The sequence below is a fragment of the Roseateles sp. GW835-FHT13E02 genome (assembly GCF_058794035.1).
Map to the genome: position 1 here is coordinate 227,607 of NZ_JBXAGJ010000007.1, position 14,892 is coordinate 242,498.

The 14,892-nt window shown below is 66.8% G+C and carries 13 protein-coding genes; 6 read left to right on the top strand and 7 right to left on the bottom strand.

Going from position 1 to position 14,892, the window contains the following annotated elements:
* Nucleotides 1–57: 57 nt before the first annotated feature.
* Nucleotides 58–1,086, top strand: a complete 1,029-nt coding sequence (murB, locus tag AC1Q6P_RS09355) for a UDP-N-acetylmuramate dehydrogenase (protein WP_492663685.1) — start codon at nt 58–60, stop codon at nt 1,084–1,086.
* 7 nt (nt 1,087–1,093) lie between these two features.
* Here murB and AC1Q6P_RS09360 read toward each other — a convergent pair whose 3' ends face one another.
* The 6 genes from AC1Q6P_RS09360 to AC1Q6P_RS09385 all read right to left on the bottom strand — a co-directional run bounded on the left by AC1Q6P_RS09360 (nt 1,094) and on the right by AC1Q6P_RS09385 (nt 9,341).
* Complete coding sequence (locus AC1Q6P_RS09360; RefSeq protein WP_492663552.1) at nt 1,094–3,415, bottom strand: ATP-binding protein; 2,322 nt, start codon at nt 3,413–3,415, stop codon at nt 1,094–1,096.
* Complete coding sequence (locus AC1Q6P_RS09365) at nt 3,412–4,032, bottom strand: putative pterin-binding protein (protein WP_492703149.1); 621 nt, start codon at nt 4,030–4,032, stop codon at nt 3,412–3,414. The genes AC1Q6P_RS09360 and AC1Q6P_RS09365 overlap by 4 nt, the downstream gene beginning before the upstream one ends.
* A 31-nt stretch (nt 4,033–4,063) precedes the next feature.
* Nucleotides 4,064–5,425, bottom strand: a complete 1,362-nt coding sequence (argG, locus tag AC1Q6P_RS09370) for an argininosuccinate synthase (RefSeq protein ID WP_492663550.1) — start codon at nt 5,423–5,425, stop codon at nt 4,064–4,066.
* A 168-nt stretch (nt 5,426–5,593) separates the two neighbouring features.
* Nucleotides 5,594–6,469, bottom strand: a complete 876-nt coding sequence (locus AC1Q6P_RS09375; protein ID WP_492663549.1) for a DUF924 family protein — start codon at nt 6,467–6,469, stop codon at nt 5,594–5,596.
* 4 nt (nt 6,470–6,473) lie between these two features.
* Nucleotides 6,474–8,651 (bottom strand): prolyl oligopeptidase family serine peptidase, encoded by a 2,178-nt coding sequence (locus AC1Q6P_RS09380; RefSeq protein WP_492663548.1) that lies wholly within the window; start codon nt 8,649–8,651, stop codon nt 6,474–6,476.
* Between the two features lie 126 nt (nt 8,652–8,777).
* Nucleotides 8,778–9,341, bottom strand: coding sequence for a YaeQ family protein (locus AC1Q6P_RS09385; protein ID WP_102770180.1), 564 nt, complete (start codon nt 9,339–9,341; stop codon nt 8,778–8,780).
* A gap of 189 nt (nt 9,342–9,530) precedes the next feature.
* Here AC1Q6P_RS09385 and AC1Q6P_RS09390 point away from each other — a divergent pair, with 189 nt between their 5' ends.
* From AC1Q6P_RS09390 to AC1Q6P_RS09400, 3 genes are all read left to right on the top strand, one after another.
* Entirely contained in the window at nt 9,531–9,803 is a 273-nt protein-coding gene (locus tag AC1Q6P_RS09390; protein WP_102770440.1) for a hypothetical protein, read from the top strand.
* Between the two features lie 221 nt (nt 9,804–10,024).
* On the top strand, nt 10,025–10,696 hold the full coding sequence (locus AC1Q6P_RS09395) for a hypothetical protein (RefSeq protein ID WP_492663547.1): 672 nt from the start codon (nt 10,025–10,027) through the stop codon (nt 10,694–10,696).
* A gap of 134 nt (nt 10,697–10,830) precedes the next feature.
* Entirely contained in the window at nt 10,831–12,888 is a 2,058-nt protein-coding gene (locus AC1Q6P_RS09400) for a M3 family metallopeptidase (RefSeq protein WP_492663546.1), read from the top strand.
* 25 nt (nt 12,889–12,913) lie between these two features.
* Here the strand turns inward: AC1Q6P_RS09400 and AC1Q6P_RS09405 are convergent, their stop codons facing one another.
* Nucleotides 12,914–13,417, bottom strand: coding sequence for a response regulator (locus tag AC1Q6P_RS09405; protein ID WP_492663545.1), 504 nt, complete (start codon nt 13,415–13,417; stop codon nt 12,914–12,916).
* A 131-nt stretch (nt 13,418–13,548) separates the two neighbouring features.
* On the opposite strand from AC1Q6P_RS09405, the gene AC1Q6P_RS09410 reads away from it, so the two are divergent.
* The gene (locus AC1Q6P_RS09410; RefSeq protein ID WP_492663544.1) at nt 13,549–14,352 is read left to right on the top strand and encodes an SDR family oxidoreductase; all 804 of its coding nucleotides are present in this window, start codon (nt 13,549–13,551) and stop codon (nt 14,350–14,352) included.
* A 53-nt stretch (nt 14,353–14,405) separates the two neighbouring features.
* Nucleotides 14,406–14,684, top strand: coding sequence for a hypothetical protein (locus AC1Q6P_RS09415; RefSeq protein WP_492663543.1), 279 nt, complete (start codon nt 14,406–14,408; stop codon nt 14,682–14,684).
* Nucleotides 14,685–14,892 lie beyond the last annotated feature (208 nt).

Here is a 14,892-nt window from a genome sequence, read left to right on the forward strand (position 1 = left end):
AATTCTGCCATGTCGCAACCCGCTGTAAATCCCCCGAATGAGCTGACCGCCCCCGCCTTGCGGGTGGAGCGCGATGTCAATCTCAAGTCTTGCAATACCTTTGGTCTGCCGGCCACGGCGCGCCGCCTGGTGCGCATCCGTGAAGCGGCCGATGTGCGCCGTGTGGTGGACCACCCGGAGCTGGGCCGTGCACCCAAGTTTGTGCTCGGCGGCGGCAGCAATCTGGTGCTGACCAAAGACCTCGACGCCGTGGTGTTGAAGATGGAGATTCCAGGCTTGCGACTGCTGGAAGAACGTACGGACGCCTGGATTATCGAGGCAGGCGCCGGTGTGCCTTGGCATGAGCTGGTGCGCTGGTGCGTGGAGCAGGGCTATCCGGGCCTGGAAAACATGGCCCTGATCCCGGGCACGGTGGGCGCCGCGCCGGTGCAGAACATCGGCGCCTACGGCCTGGAGATGAAAGACCGGCTCGACAGTGTCGAGGTGATGGACCTGGTCACCGGCCGGCCGGTGCGTTTGCCGGCCGAGGTCTGCCAGCTGGCCTATCGCGACAGCGTCTTCAAGCAAAGCGGCCCCGGCGGCCTGGCCGGCAAGAGCGTGATCACCTCGGTGCGTCTGCGCCTGCCCAAACCCTGGCAGCCGGTGCTGGGCTATCTGGAGCTGGAGCGCAAGATGGCCGAGACCGGCATCAGCGCCCCGACGCCGCGCCAGATCTTCGACTGGGTCTGCGCCATCCGTCGCGCCAAGCTGCCCGATCCGGCCGTGATCGGCAATGCCGGCAGCTTCTTCAAGAACCCGGTGGTCACGCCCGAGCAATGCCGCGACATCATCGGCCGCGACCCTGGCATCGTTCACTACCCCATGCCCGATGGCAGCATCAAGCTGGCGGCCGGTTGGATGATCGATGCCTGCGGTTGGAAGGGCAAGACGGTGGGCGGCGCGGCCGTGTACGAAAAGCAGGCCCTGGTGCTGGTCAACCGCGGCGAGGCGCGTGGCGCCGAGGTGGTGACTCTTGCGCGCGCGATTCAGGAAAGCGTCTACGGCCGTTTCGGTATTCGTCTGGAGCCGGAGCCCGTGGTGCTCTGAGGCCGGTTCAGGCCAGGTCTTGCTCCCGGCACAGCGCTTCGCTGCGGCTGAGCGCGGCCAGCAGTTGCTGGGTCTGCGCTTCGACCGAGGGCCAGTCCACGGCGCCCTGGTCCTGCTGCAAGGCCTTGGCGCTTTGCTCCAGCTGCAAGGCGGGCTGCACCACCAGCTGGAAGCCCAGGTTCGCCGCCGCCCCCTTGACCCCATGCGCGGCCTCGCCGAGCTGGCGTTGGTTGCGGCCGCTCAGGCCGGCTTGCAGATCGGCGCGTGTGCGCTCCAGGCTGGCCACATAGCTGGCGTAGAGCTGGCGCACCGTGCTGGCCGGCAGCATCTGGCGCAGATCGGCCAGGGCCTGCGGGTCGAGTCCAGGCTCGTCGGCCTCGCCGCGGGTCACGGCTGCTGCCATCGTGTCCGGCGTTTCAGGGGCGGAGTCCGTGGTCGGTCGATCGGGCTGTGCCTGGCTGGCCAGACTTTGGGCATGCTGGTTCAAGGCCTGCGCCAAGGCTTCCACGCCGATGGGCTTGGGCAGGAAATCATTCATGCCGGCCTGCAGCGCGCGTTGGCGCGACTCGTCAAAGGCATCGGCCGAGAGGGCGATGATGCGCACATGGCATTTCGGCGCCGGCAGGCGGCGCATGGCGCGGGTGGCGGCGTAGCCATCCATCACCGGTGTGTGCAGGTCCATCAGCACCAGGTCGAAGTCCTGGCTGGCCAGGGCGTGCAAGGCCTCGTGGCCGTTCTGGCAGAAGAAGGCCGGGTGGCCCAGGCGCTCCAGCACCGCCTGCAGGTAAGCGCGGTTGGTGGCATGGTCTTCTGAAACCAGGATGCGCAAGGGCTTGTGCTCGCCCGCGAGTGCGTCTTGGACGGTGCTGGCTTGCTCACTGCTGGGTGCGGCGCAGCTGACCAGGGGCAGGTCGACCGTGAAGGTCGAGCCCTGGCCCAACACGCTGCTGACGGAGATGTCGCCGCCCATGGCGCGGGCCAGGTTGCGCGAGATCTCCAGGCCCAGGCCGGTGCCGCCAAAGCGGCGCGAGCGCGTGGTGTCGCCCTGGCTGAAGCGTTGGAACAAGCGGGTCTGGGTGTCGCCGTCCATGCCCATGCCGGTGTCGCTGACCTCGAACCTCAGCAGGGTCTGGCCCAGCATGTCTTCCTGGCGGCTGAGGTGCAGGCGCACCCGGCCCTGTTCGGAGAACTTCAGCGCATTGCTGAGCAGATTGAGCAGGATCTGGCGCAGGCGGGTCGGGTCGGCGCTGACCCAGGCGGGCACATCGGCGTCGGCCAGCAGCTGCAAGTCCAGCGATTTGGCCAGGGCCTGCGGGCGGCTCAGCTCGTCCAGCTCCTGCAGCAGGCGAGGCAGGTGGACCGGCTCGGGCTGGATGTGGATGCCACCGGCCTCCATCTTGGAGACGTCGAGGATGTCGTTCAGCACTGTCAGCAGATGGCGGCTGGAGTCGTGCGCAGCGCGCAGCTGGCTTCTCTGAGACGGCGTCAGTGCTGTGTCCTTGAGCAGGTCCAGCATGCCCAGCAGGCCGTGCATGGGGGTGCGCAGTTCATGGCTCATATTGGCCAGGAACACGCTCTTGGCCCGGCTGCCGGCCTCGGCTTCGATTTGCGCCTGCTGCAGACGCTCGGCCAGGGCATGCTGATCCTGGCCGTAGCGGTTGAGGCGGCGGAACTGGCGCAGCAGCATGGCCGCGAAACCCAGGCTCAACGCGCATTGCAAACCGGTCAACCACAAGCTCATGCGGGCCTGCTCACGCACCAGCTGGTTGCGTTCATCGACCTGGGCTGCGACGTGGTGCGAGGCGGTCAGCGACAGCTCGCGCACGGCGTCGGATAGGGACTGCAACTGCGCCAAGGCTTCGCGCAGCTCCGGGCCGGCCTGGCCTTGCTCGGTTTGCCGGCGCACCCAGTCCGCCTTCAGCGGCAGGGCATCGGCCCAGGCGACAAAGCGCTTGCTGCGGTCCAGGGTCTTTTGATAGTCTGGATGTTCGCGCAGCACCAGCGTGGCGTGTTCGCCTTCGATCAACCCCAGGCGGCTGACAAAAATCTCGTAGCGCTGCTCCACCTGATCGGGGTCCACCTCGTCCGAGCGATGCTCGGCATCTTCCAGGGCCAGGCGCAAGCGCAAGGACTCGACTTCGAACTGGAACAGGCTCCAGATCATGTAGTCATCCTGGTAGCTGCGTGTGGCATTGAGCAGCAGAAACTGACGTGCTTGCAGCACGCCCACCGAACCCAGCACCAGCACCAGCAAACCGGCCATGGCCAGCAAGAGGATGCGCCAGCGACGGCGTTGGCCGGCGCTCTGGGTGCTGGGGCTGCTGCTCACCGGACCTCCAGGCTCTTCAGTTGCCAGATGGATCGGCTGTAGTAGACGCTGCTGCGCAGCTGGGGGTCGCTGTCGTAGGGGTAGACGATGAAGAGTGGGCCCTTGTCCCGCAGCGCGATCGGCTTGCCGTCGATCTGCAGGGCCAGCACCGGTTTGAAGCGCGCGGCGTCGCTGACCGGGATGTTGACCTTGTAGTCATTGATGGCGCGGGCTTCCAGGGTCTGGCCCTGCGCCCCCGCGAGGTTCAACACATCTTGCAGCAGCGGGCCGCTGAAGGTGCGCGGTGCCGGGTACCAGGGCGTTTGCGTGTGCAGCTGTTGCTGGGGCAGGGCGCTGAGCTGGGCCAGGTCCAGCTGCACCGTCTTGCCGGGCCCGGCCTTGAGTGCGCCGCTGATGGTCAGCAGCACCGGCGCCTTGGTGGCCGGTTTGCTGTCCATGGCATTGGCGGGCTTGGGCGCCTGTGGCACAGGCTGGCCCAAGGCCGCCAGGCTGGCCGTGAGCAGGCCCAGGGCGCCAAGCAGTCGCCACAAGACCAGGCGCCACAAGCCATGAGTCTGGCGTCGTGCCACGAAAGCCGGGCAGTTTGAAGCCAGCAGGGTGCGCGCACGCATCATCATCGAGCCCGGGAGCGCAGGGTCAGCCCGCGTTTCAGCGGCCGCTGGAGTCGCCGCCTTCGGTCTTGGTCTGTTGCAGCTGCGGCAGATTGCCGCTGTGGCCCGGGGTCAGCAAGCCGGCCTGGGTGTAGGTCATGAGCTTGGCGCGGGTGTCGACGATGTCCAGATTGCGCATGGTCAGCTGGCCGATGCGGTCCGCCGGCGAGAAGGGCGCGTCTTCGACCTTTTCCATGGACAGGCGCTCGGGCTTGTAGGTCAGGTTGGGGCTCTTGGTGTCCAGCAGCGAGTAGTCATTGCCGCGGCGCAGCTCGATCGCCACCTCGCCGGTCACGGCGCGGGCCACCCAGCGCTGGGCGGTTTCACGCAGCATGATGGCTTGCGGGTCGAACCAGCGGCCTTGGTAGAGCAGACGGCCGAGCTTGAGGCCATTCATGCGGTACTGCTCGATGGTGTCTTCGTTGTGGATGCCGGTGACCAGGCGCTCGTAGGCGATGTGCAAGAGAGCCAGGCCCGGGGCTTCGTAGATGCCGCGGCTCTTGGCTTCGATGATGCGGTTCTCGATCTGGTCGCTCATGCCGAGGCCGTGGCGGCCGCCGATGCGATTGGCTTCCAGCAGCAGGGCGACCGGGTCGCTGTACTCGACGCCGTTCAGGGCCACCGGCATGCCTTCTTCAAAGCGCACGGTGACTTCCTCGGCCTTGACCACCACGTCATCGCGCCAGAAGGCCACGCCCATGATGGGGTTGACGATGCGGATGCCGCTGTTCAGGTGCTCCAGGTCCTTGGCCTCGTGGGTGGCACCCAGCAGGTTGGAGTCGGTGGAGTAGGCCTTCTCGGCCGACATCTTGTAGCCGAAGCCGGCCTTGCTCATGAAGGCCGACATCTCGGCGCGGCCGCCCAGCTCGTCGATGAAGGCCTGATCCAGCCAGGGCTTGTAGATCTTCAACGCCGGGTTGGTCAGCAGGCCGTAGCGGTAGAAGCGCTCGATGTCATTGCCCTTGAAGGTCGAGCCGTCACCCCAGATATTGACGTCGTCTTCCTTCATGGCCGCCACCAGCATGGTGCCGGTCACGGCGCGGCCGATGGGCGTGGTGTTGAAGTAGGTCACACCGGCGGTGCTGATGTGGAAGGCGCCGGCTTGCAGGGCGGCAATGCCCTCGTGCACCAGCTGGGCGCGGCAGTCCACCAGCACGGCTTTTTCGGCGCCGTACTGCATGGCCTTGCGCGGGATCTCGTCGTAGTCCGGCTCGTCGGGCTGGCCCAGATTGGCGGTGTAGGCATAGGGGATGGCGCCCTTGTTGCGCATCCAGTGCAGGGCGGCGCTGGTGTCCAGGCCACCGGAGAAAGCGATACCGACCTTCTGGCCGACGGGGATGTTCTGAAGAATGCTGGACATGTGGAACTCGAGGGGGCTGAGTGGCTTCGAGCGAAGCGGTCGGGAGCCAGGCTCAGCAGGTGGACAACAAAGGGCGCAAATAACAGACGGCCTGCATTTTCTGTCAATTTTCACGCCCGGCCCGGCGCAGCGTCGCGCCGGGCTGACAAGGCATGGCGCCGCCAGGGATCAAAAGCCGGCACCCGGAAGGGCTAGGTACTGCTGTTCGGCCTCGGTGGAGGCCCGGCCCAGCAGGGCATTGCGATGCGGAAAACGGCCGAACTGCGCGATCACCTGCTGGTGGCGGTGGGCGTAGTCAGCCGCGCCGGCCAGGCGTGCGTCTTCGGCAGCCAGGGCTTCGAAGGCCTGCACGCAGCGGTTTTGCAGGCTTAAATCTTCGGCATGTTCGAGCGGCATGAGCAGGAACCAGCGCTGCAGGGTGGAGAGTTCGCGTGCCTCTGGCTGGTCCATCAAACCCAGGGCCAGCTGCAGCGCCAGCGGGTCGCCCGCAAAGGCTCGGGCGCTGTCGCGGTAGATGTTGCGGGTGAACTGGTCCAGCAGCAGGATGCGCGCCAGACGCGCTTGCGCGCTGTCGCCCCAATGGCTCAGGCCTTGCTGCAAGGCCTGTTCGACCAGGGCGCCAAATCGGCTGCGGATCTCTTCATCGGTGGTCGCGCTCTTGGTGAACCAGAGCGGGCGCACCTGGCCATCCTCTGCGCTGCCCAGCGTGCCGAACCAGTAGTTGAGCACCGCCTGGGCCTCCGCCGGCAGGCGCAGGCGCAGCCACAGTGGGTGGCGCTGCAGATAGGCCTCGACATAGCTGCAGCCCGGCTGCAGGGGCAGGCCCAGGCCGGCAGCCCAGCGCAGGCCGTGTGCCACCAGCTGGCCGGCCAGGCCTCGGCCTTGCAGCGCGGGCGCGGTGCCGGTGTGGGTGAAGACCAGGTCGCGGCCGCTGAGTTGGTACTCCAGCTCGATTTGCTGGCCGTCGATCTCGGCCCAAAAACGGCCTTGAATCGCGCCGCCGGCGCCGCTCTCGCTGTGGTGTTGGATGTCGAGGCTGCTCATGACTTCAGCGTCCCAGTTGTTGCCAGAGGTAGCTGTATTCCAGCGCTTGCAGCGTGGCGCGCTGCTCGTTGTCGGCCGCGCCGCCGTGCCCGCCCTCGGTGTTCTCGAAGTAGTAGAGCGGGTGGCCCTGCTCCAGCATCAGCGCCGCCATCTTGCGGGCGTGGCCGGGGTGGACCCGGTCGTCGCGGGTCGAGGTGGTGAACAGCACCTTGGGGTATTTCACGCCGGGCTTGACGTTCTGGTAGGGGCTGTACTTGGAGATGAAGCTCCACTCCTCGGCGCGGTCCGGGTCGCCGTACTCGGCCATCCAGGAGGCGCCGGCCAGCAGCTGGTGGTAGCGGCGCATGTCCAGCAGGGGCACCTGGCAGACCACGGCATTGAACAGATCGGGGCGCTGCACAAATGTAGCGCCGACCAGCAGGCCGCCGTTGCTGCCGCCCATGATGCCCAGATGCCGCGGCGAGCTGATCTTGCGGGCGATCAGGTCCTCGGCCACGGCGATGAAATCGTCGTAGCTGCGCTGCTTGTTGGCCTTGACGGCCGACTGGTGCCAGGCCGGGCCGAACTCGCCGCCGCCACGGATATTGGCCAGCACGAACACGCCGCCGCGGCTGTACCAGGCGCGGCCGAAGCCACCCGAGTAGAAGGGCTGCATGGACGCCTCAAAGCCGCCGTAGCCGTAGAGCAGGGTGGGGTTCTGGCCATCCAGGGCAGCACCTTCCGGCCGCACCACGAAGTAGGGCACGCGGGTGCCGTCCTTGCTGGTGGCGAAGTGTTGCTCGGCCTTGAGGCCGCGGGCCTCGAACTTGGCCGCGCGAGCCTTCAGCAGCTCGCGCGCGTCGCTGCCGGCGCGGGCGAGGAAGAGGCTGTCGGGGGTCAGAAAGTCCGCGTAATTGACCAGGTAGTGCTCGGCCAGCTCATCCTGGGCCAACTCGCTGTCGTGCATGGCCTGAAGATGCAGGGTGCCGGGGAAGGGCGCCTGGATCTGGCGGTGGCGGGCCGGGCGACCGGGCGCAAAGGTCCATTCTTCGAGCTTGCTGGCCACCTGGTCGTTGATATTCAGCACCAGGTGCTGGCGGGTGGTGATGAAGCTGTCCAGCGAGCGGGTGGCGCTGGGCTTGAACAGGGTGCTGAACTTGCGTTCGCCGCGGATGAAGGCGGCCGCCGGCGCGCTCAGCAAGCTGCCGGCGGCATGCCGCACGCCGCCGACGCGCAAGTCCTTGCGCGGCTGCAGCAGCACGCGGGCGCCCCAGAAGCTCAGCTGCACATCGCTGGGCACGTCCAGGGCTCGGAGCTTGTCGCCCTGCAGCAGGAAATAGCGCTGGTTGTAGAAATCCAGCGCGCGGCTGAACACGGTGCGCTCATGGCCGGGCGTGCGGTCCACCAGCACCGACACCGCCACATCCTGGGCCTGGCCCTCAAACACCGTGCGGGCCTGGGCCAGCGGCGTACCGCGCTGCCAGCGCTTGATCACCCGCGGGTAGCCCGAATCGGTCAGGCTGCCGGGGCCGAAATCGCTGGCCACATAAAGGTGGTCGGCATCGATCCAGCTGACCTCGCTCTTGGCCTCGGGCAGGGCGAATCCGCCCGCCACGAACTGCTTGCTGACGGTGTCGAACTCGCGCAGCACATGGGCGTCCGAGCCGCCGCGCGACAGCGAGATCAGGCAGCGGCGGTACTCGGGCGCCAGGCAATGGGCGCCGGCAAACACCCAGCTCTCGTTCTCGGCCGCACCCAGGGCGTCGAGGTCCAGCACAGTTTCCCAGGCCGGGCTGGCTTTCTTGTACTCGGCCAGGCTGCTGCGGCGCCACAGGCCGCGCTTGTGGTTCTGGTCCTGCCAGAGGTTGTAGACCCAGGCGCCCTTGCGGCTGATCTGCGGGATGCGATCGCTGGCGTTGAGCAAGTCCAGCATCTCGCGGCGCAGGCCCGGGTACTCGGGGCGGGCTTGCAGCTCAGCGAGGGTCAGCTGGTTGCGTTCCTTGACCCAGGCCAGGGCGCGCTCGCCTTGCACCTCTTCCAGCCATTGACGCGGGTCGGTGCTGGCTGCCTCGGGTGTTTGGCCGGGCGTCTGGCTCATGGCATGGGGGCTGGTGGTCATGGTCATCAGTCCGAACAGGGCCAGGGACAGGGCGCGGGCGCCGAAGGCGTGCCGGCGCGACTGGGTTTGAGGGCTTGAGTTCATGGCGAGCATCCTAGGTGCAGCGACGCGGCGCGCCGCAGCGGCTTGTTGGGGTGTGCGAATAGTGGATCTCAGGGCGACGGCGTTGACCATCGGTGGCCAGCGCCCGGCGCGGCCTGCGGCTCCCACTCACTCGTCGGCCGGCCGCTTCAGCGCGATGGGGTTAATCTCGACCGAGCTCTCGGCGGTGGAGACGTAAATGCCGCCGTCCTGCACCGTCACCTGCAGCTGCATGCTGCGCTGGGCCAGCGCGGCCAGTGCCTGCGATTGTTCGGCCGGGATCTGCCAGACCGCCAGGCGCGGGCAGCGCTGCAGCTTGGATTCGATGCCCGCCCACCAGATCGGCGTGCTGTAGGCATAGCCGTAAACCGACACCTTCTCCGCCCGGCCATGGGCCTTGAGCAGGCGGCGGTCGTCGGGCTGGCCGAGGTCGATCCAGTGCAGGATGTCGCCGGTCAGGTCGCGCTGCCAGAGTTCGGGCTCTTCGGCGTCGGCCAGGCCCTTGCTCAGCTCCAGCTTGCCGCGCAAATCATCGGCCGGCGCATTGAGCGCAAAGGCCAGGATGCGGACCATCATGCGTTCGTCGGTTTCCGAGGGCTGGCGCGCGATCGTCAGGTTGTGCTCGCCGTAGACATGGCGGTCCATGTCGGCGATCTGCAGCTGGGCTTTGTGGATGGTCGCTTTGAGGGCCATGGCGGGCGCGGTGCTTTCTGCTGTGGAAGAGGCGGCCCCAGGCGCGAGGCGGGCTCGGGGCAATCGCGCATTATCGGGGCTGGCCCTGGCGTCCCGCGCCGGAGCTTGGCTGCCCAGGCCAGGGCATGGGGGACAATCGGCCGCTTCTCCTCCACTGTCGGCGCCTTGTCGCGCCGCGAAAGCCTTGCCATGAGCATGAAGAAGACCGATCTCGACCGCCTTGCCGGCATCAAACTGGACAGCCAGATGCGCGGTGCCGCGATCCCCGGTCGCTTTGGCAAGCAGGCCGCCCAGCTGCCCGACCGCAAGGAGCAACGTCGCCTCGATGCGGCCGCCGGTCTGGTGCCTTTTGCCTGCAAGCTGCCCGCTGCCCTGACCCAGCAGCTGCGCGAACGCGCGGCCAGCCACGAGGGCGGCATCAACGGCCTGGTGGCCGAGCTGCTGCAGAAATCGCTGGCTTGAAGCCTGGAGCGGATGCTCGGGGCGGCGTCCGTACCCGGCCTGATCCCCGGCCATGCGCAGCCATGGCATGATGGCCGCCGTCGTGTGTTGGGCTGCGCCTGTCGCACCACATCGTTCCTGTTTTCTCTTACTTTTTTCTGTTCCTTCTTTGCTTTGTTGCATGCGCCAGGGTCGCTCATCGGGCCTGGCGGCTGTCCCGCCATCGAAAAAGAGACATTGCCATGAAACGTTTCATCATCTCCCTGGCCGCTGTGGCCTTGATGCCCGCCTTCGCGCAGACCGCCAACCCCGGTGCCAAGGTCGACCCCAAGAACAACAAGGTCAGCCGCCCCGTGGTGGAGAAGCCCAAGGTCAAGCTGCTCAGCCGCGATGAGCTGCGCAAGTGCATGGACCTGAGCGATGCCAACAACGTCGAAGCCGATGCCGTGAAGGCCGACCAGAACACCTACAAGGAAACCGCTGCGGCCCTCAAGGCCGAGCGTGATGCGCTGCAAAAGGCCGACGAAGCCGCCGGTGTCGCCCTGGCCGAAATGAAGGCCGAGCGCGAAGCCATCCTGAAGGAATTCGAGAACATCAAGGCCTATGCTGAGAGCAAGGATCCTCGCCCGGATCGTGAGGTCCTGGAGGCTCGCAACAAGGCCTATCAGGAGCGCGCCAAAGCCTTTGACGCCCGCGTGACCGGCATCAACGAAAACAACGCCAAGAGCAACGAAGCCCGCAAGGCCTTCGGCACCAAGGTCGATGCGCTGAACGCCAGTTTTAAGGCGCTGGAAGAGCGCCAGGAAGCGCACCTGGACAAGGTCGATACCTGGAAGCAGGAGTGCGGTAACAAGTCCTACGACGAAGAAGACGAGAAAGCCATCAAAAAGGAGCGGGCTGCGGCCGGCAAGTGATGGCGGTCTTGGGTTGAGTTCGCTCACCCTGCGCCCGAGGCGCCAGGCCCAACGGCTTGGCGCCTTTGTGTTTTCTGGCGAGCGCGAGGCTTGATCAAGCAAGCCCGGTGTGACGCCCTTTCTGGAGTTCTCTCGTGTCTGCACCAACGACCAATCCCCTCTTGCAAGACTGGACCGGCCCCTTCGGTCTGCCCCCGTTTGCGGCCATTGAAGCCGCCCATTTTTCGCCCGCCTTCGAGCAGGCCCTGAATGAGCATCGCGCCGAGCTCGACGCCATCGCGTCGCAGAGCGAGGCACCCAGCTTCGCCAACACCCTGGCCGCTTTCGACCGCAGCGGCCGCCTGCTGACGCGCTTGGAGCATTTGTTCTATTCGCTGGCGGCTTCGGCGTCCTCGCCCGAGATCCAGGCGGTGCAGCGCGCCCTGGCCGCGCCCTTGGCGGCGCACAACAACGCGGTGTATATGCACGCCGGCCTGTTCCAACGCGTGCATGCCGTGTACGAGCAGCGCGCCTCGCTGGGCTTGAGCGCCGAACAGCTTCGCCTGCTGGAGCGTGTGCATCTGGACTTTGTGCGTGCGGGCGCCCAACTGGCCCCCGAGGCGCAAGCGCGTTATGCCCAGGTCATGGAGCGCCTGGCCGAGCTCAACACCCAGTTCGGCCAGAACGTGCTGGCCGACGAAAGCGGCTTCCGCCTGGAGCTGCGCAGCGAAGAGGAGCTGGCGGGCTTGCCGGCCTTCGTGCGTGCCGCGGCGGCCCAGGCGGCCGCCGAGCGCGGCCTGGAGGCCGGCGTTCATGTGATCACGCTGTCGCGCTCCCACATCGTGCCCTTCCTGACCTTCAGCGAGCGGCGTGATCTGCGTGAGCAAGCCTGGCGCGCCTGGGTGGGCCGGGGTGAGAAGGCCGGCGCCAGCGACAACCGCGCGATTGCGCAGGAGATCCTGAGCCTGCGCCAGGAGCAGGCGCGCTTGCATGACCATGCCTGCTACGCCGATTTTGCCCTGGCCGACACCATGGCCGGCTCGCGCGAGGCGGTGCTGGGCCTGCTCAACCAGGTCTGGGAGCCGGCCAAGGCGGCCGCCGAGGGTGAGCGCCAGGCGCTGGAGGGCATGATGGCCTCGCTGGATCATCATTTCCCACTGGAAGCCTGGGACTGGCGCTTCTACGCCGAGAAGGTGCGCAAGGCCCGCTATGACTTGGAAGAGGCCGAGGTCAAGCCCTACTTCCCGCTCGATGCCATGGTGCAGGCCTTGTTCGACTGCGCCCAGCGCCTCTTCGGCCTGCGCTTTGTGCATCGCCCCGAGGTGGCCGGCTACCACGCCGACGTGCAGGTCTACGAGGTGCGCAATGCCGATGACAGCCTGCGTGGCGTCTTCCTGCATGACAACTTTGCCCGCCCCACCAAGCGCAGCGGCGCCTGGATGAATGCCATGCGCTGGCAGGCGCGCAACGGCATGGACTGCGTGCCCATCATCCTGAACAACAACAACTTCGCCAAGGGCGCCCCGGGTGAGCCGACGCTCTTGAGCTTCGACGATGCCCGCACCCTGTTCCATGAGTTCGGCCATGGTCTTCACGGCCTGCTGTCCGAAGTGGAGTTCGAGCGCCTCTCGGGCACGCAGGTGCTGCGCGATTTCGTCGAGCTGCCCTCGCAGATCTTCGAGCATTGGATGAGCGAACCTGAGGTGCTCAAGAAGCACGCCCGCCACTACCAAAGTGGCGAGCCCATCCCCGACAGCCTTCTGGCCAAGCTCAAGGCGGCCGAGCTGTTCAACCAGGGCTATGAGACGGTGCGCTACACCGCCAGCGCCCTGGTCGACCTGGCCGTGCATTCGCGCAGCGAGGCCGAAGGCCCGGATGTGGTGGCCTTCGAGGCCGAGTGCATGGCGGCCTACGGTTTGCCGGCCGCTGTGGGCATGAATCACCGCCTGACGCATTTCCAGCACCTGTTCTCAGGCGCCAGCTATGCCGCCGGCTACTACGTGTACATGTGGGCGGAAGTGCTGGATTGCGATGGTTTCGAGGCCTTTGTCGAAGCCGGCAGTGCCTTCCATGCGCCGACCGCTGAGCGCCTGCGCCGCTGCATTCTGTCCAGTGGCAACAGCCAGGAGCCTGGTGCGGCCTTCCGCGCTTTCCGTGGCCGCGATCCGGTGGTGCAGCCCATGCTCAAGAGCCGCGGCCTGCTGCCGGCTTGAGGAGGAGCTGGAGCAGAAGCAGGGCTTACTGACCCGGCGCCTTCAGCCGGGTCAGAAACTGGTCCAGGCCGGCGTGGAAGGCTTTGAAGTCCACCGGCTTGGTCCAGTACTCGGCGAATCCCGCCGCCTGTGCGCGCCGCAGGTCGTCCGGCATGGCGCTGGCCGAGAGGGCGATGCAGGGAATGGAGGCCGTGGCCGGGTCGGCGCGCAGCGCCTCCAGCACCTGGAAGCCATTCATATCGGGCAGTTCCAGATCGAGCAGGATCAGGTCCGGGCGAAGGCTGGCGGCCCGAGCCAGGCCTTGCTGTCCGTCGCCTGCCAGGCTCAGCTTCCAGGCTGGGCGCAGAGCGACCAATTCCTGGACCACCAGCTGGTTGACGGGGTTGTCTTCGATGTACAGCAGCTGGGCTTGTGCAGCCGAGGTGTGGCTGCGCTCGGCTGCGTCGCTGGCCACGGCTGCGGCAGGGCTGCGAGCGGAGGCCGGCAGGCTGCTCAGGAACTCCGGACTTTGGCTGGACAGCGTGAACATAGCGTTACAGTCTACGGCGCTCCTGTGACAGTCAATTTGACTTGGATTCAGTCTGTTGAAAACTGTTCACGGGACTTGCCCGGGCTTGACGGCGTGCTCGTTTTTGGACTCATAACCTTGGTTTTCCTCGCATGACTTCTGCTGCTGCTTCGGGATCTTTCCGCAGTGTGGGGCCGGTCGCCCTGGTCACCGGCGCCGGCTCGGGCATTGGCCGCGCGGTGGCCCTGGCCTTGCTGGGGGCGGGCTACCGGGTGGCCCTGCTGGGTCGCCGGGCGGCGGCCTTGGCCGAGACGGCCGTGCTGGGCGGCGTCGACCCGCTGCAGCCGGGCTCCTTGGATCGGGTGCTGGTGCTGCCGGCGGATGTCAGCCGGCCGGAGGCTGTCAGTGCAGCCTTTGAAGGCTTGCGCCAGCATTGGGGGCGTTTGGATTTGCTGTTCAACAACGCTGGCATCGGTGCGCCCGCGGTGCCCATCGACGAGCTCAGCTTCGAGCAATGGCGCTCCGTCCTGGATGTCAATTTGAGCGGCGCCTTTTTGTGCGCCCAGGCTGCGTTCAGGCTGATGAAGCAGCAAGAGCCGCGCGGCGGCCGCATCATCAACAACGGCTCCATCTCGGCCCATGCGCCGCGCCCCAACTCGGCGCCCTACACCGCCACCAAGCATGCGATCACCGGCCTGACCAAGTCCTTGTCTCTGGACGGCCGGCCCTTCGACATCGCCTGCGGCCAGATCGACATCGGCAACGCCCTGACCGAGATGGCCCAGCCCATGACCCGGGGTGTTCCCCAGGCCAATGGCAGCATCGCGGTAGAGCCGACCATGGACGTGGCCCATGTGGCCAGCGCGGTGCTCTACATGGCCAGCCTGCCGCTGTCTGCCAATGTCCAGACCCTGACCGTCATGGCCACCACCATGCCTTTTGTCGGCCGGGGTTGAAATGCGCTTCAATGGCCCGATCTGAACTTTTTGTCGTGTCCTGAAAGGCTGCCGTGCTGTCCGCACTCTTTTCTTTGCTCTTCCGCCTGGTCTTGGCGGTGGCCACCGTGGTGCTGGTGCTCAGCCTGATGGCCGTGGCCCTGGTGTCGGTCCTGGGCCTGCTGCTCTGGAGCCTGCTGCGCGGCCGCAAGCCCGTGATCGACATGGGCCGTTTCCAGCGCGCCCGCCAGGCCCGCCCTGGTTTCGGCGCTCGCCGCCCGGCTCGGCCCATGGGCGAGGTGGTCGACGTCGAAGTCCGCGAAGTCAGCCCGAGCAGCCCGCGCTTGCCTTGAGCGGCCGTCGCTTGACTGCAGACTGCATATTGCGGACTCCGCTGTCTTGATTGAGCGTTCTCGCTGCGGTGGCCCGGCCCGCCGCCGGGCTCATGGTTCGCGGGTCGGCTCTGTGAGCCGACTCCCCTCGGTGCTCACTCCGCGGCTCAGCGGCGCCAAACTCCCTCCGTTCGCTGCGCTCACTGTGGTCAAACAGTGGCGCCGAGTC

Excerpts from the sequence above, each read along its gene's own strand:
- AC1Q6P_RS09365 (WP_492703149.1), bottom strand. The coding sequence starts at position 4,032 with ATGATGATGCGTGCGCGCACCCTGCTGGCTTCAAACTGCCCGGCTTTC.
- argG (WP_492663550.1), bottom strand. The coding sequence starts at position 5,425 with ATGTCCAGCATTCTTCAGAACATCCCCGTCGGCCAGAAGGTCGGTATC.
- AC1Q6P_RS09375 (WP_492663549.1), bottom strand. The coding sequence starts at position 6,469 with ATGAGCAGCCTCGACATCCAACACCACAGCGAGAGCGGCGCCGGCGGC.
- AC1Q6P_RS09380 (WP_492663548.1), bottom strand. The coding sequence starts at position 8,651 with ATGAACTCAAGCCCTCAAACCCAGTCGCGCCGGCACGCCTTCGGCGCC.
- AC1Q6P_RS09385 (WP_102770180.1), bottom strand. The coding sequence starts at position 9,341 with ATGGCCCTCAAAGCGACCATCCACAAAGCCCAGCTGCAGATCGCCGAC.
- AC1Q6P_RS09390 (WP_102770440.1), top strand. The coding sequence starts at position 9,531 with ATGAGCATGAAGAAGACCGATCTCGACCGCCTTGCCGGCATCAAACTG.
- AC1Q6P_RS09395 (WP_492663547.1), top strand. The coding sequence starts at position 10,025 with ATGAAACGTTTCATCATCTCCCTGGCCGCTGTGGCCTTGATGCCCGCC.
- AC1Q6P_RS09405 (WP_492663545.1), bottom strand. The coding sequence starts at position 13,417 with ATGTTCACGCTGTCCAGCCAAAGTCCGGAGTTCCTGAGCAGCCTGCCG.
- AC1Q6P_RS09410 (WP_492663544.1), top strand. The coding sequence starts at position 13,549 with ATGACTTCTGCTGCTGCTTCGGGATCTTTCCGCAGTGTGGGGCCGGTC.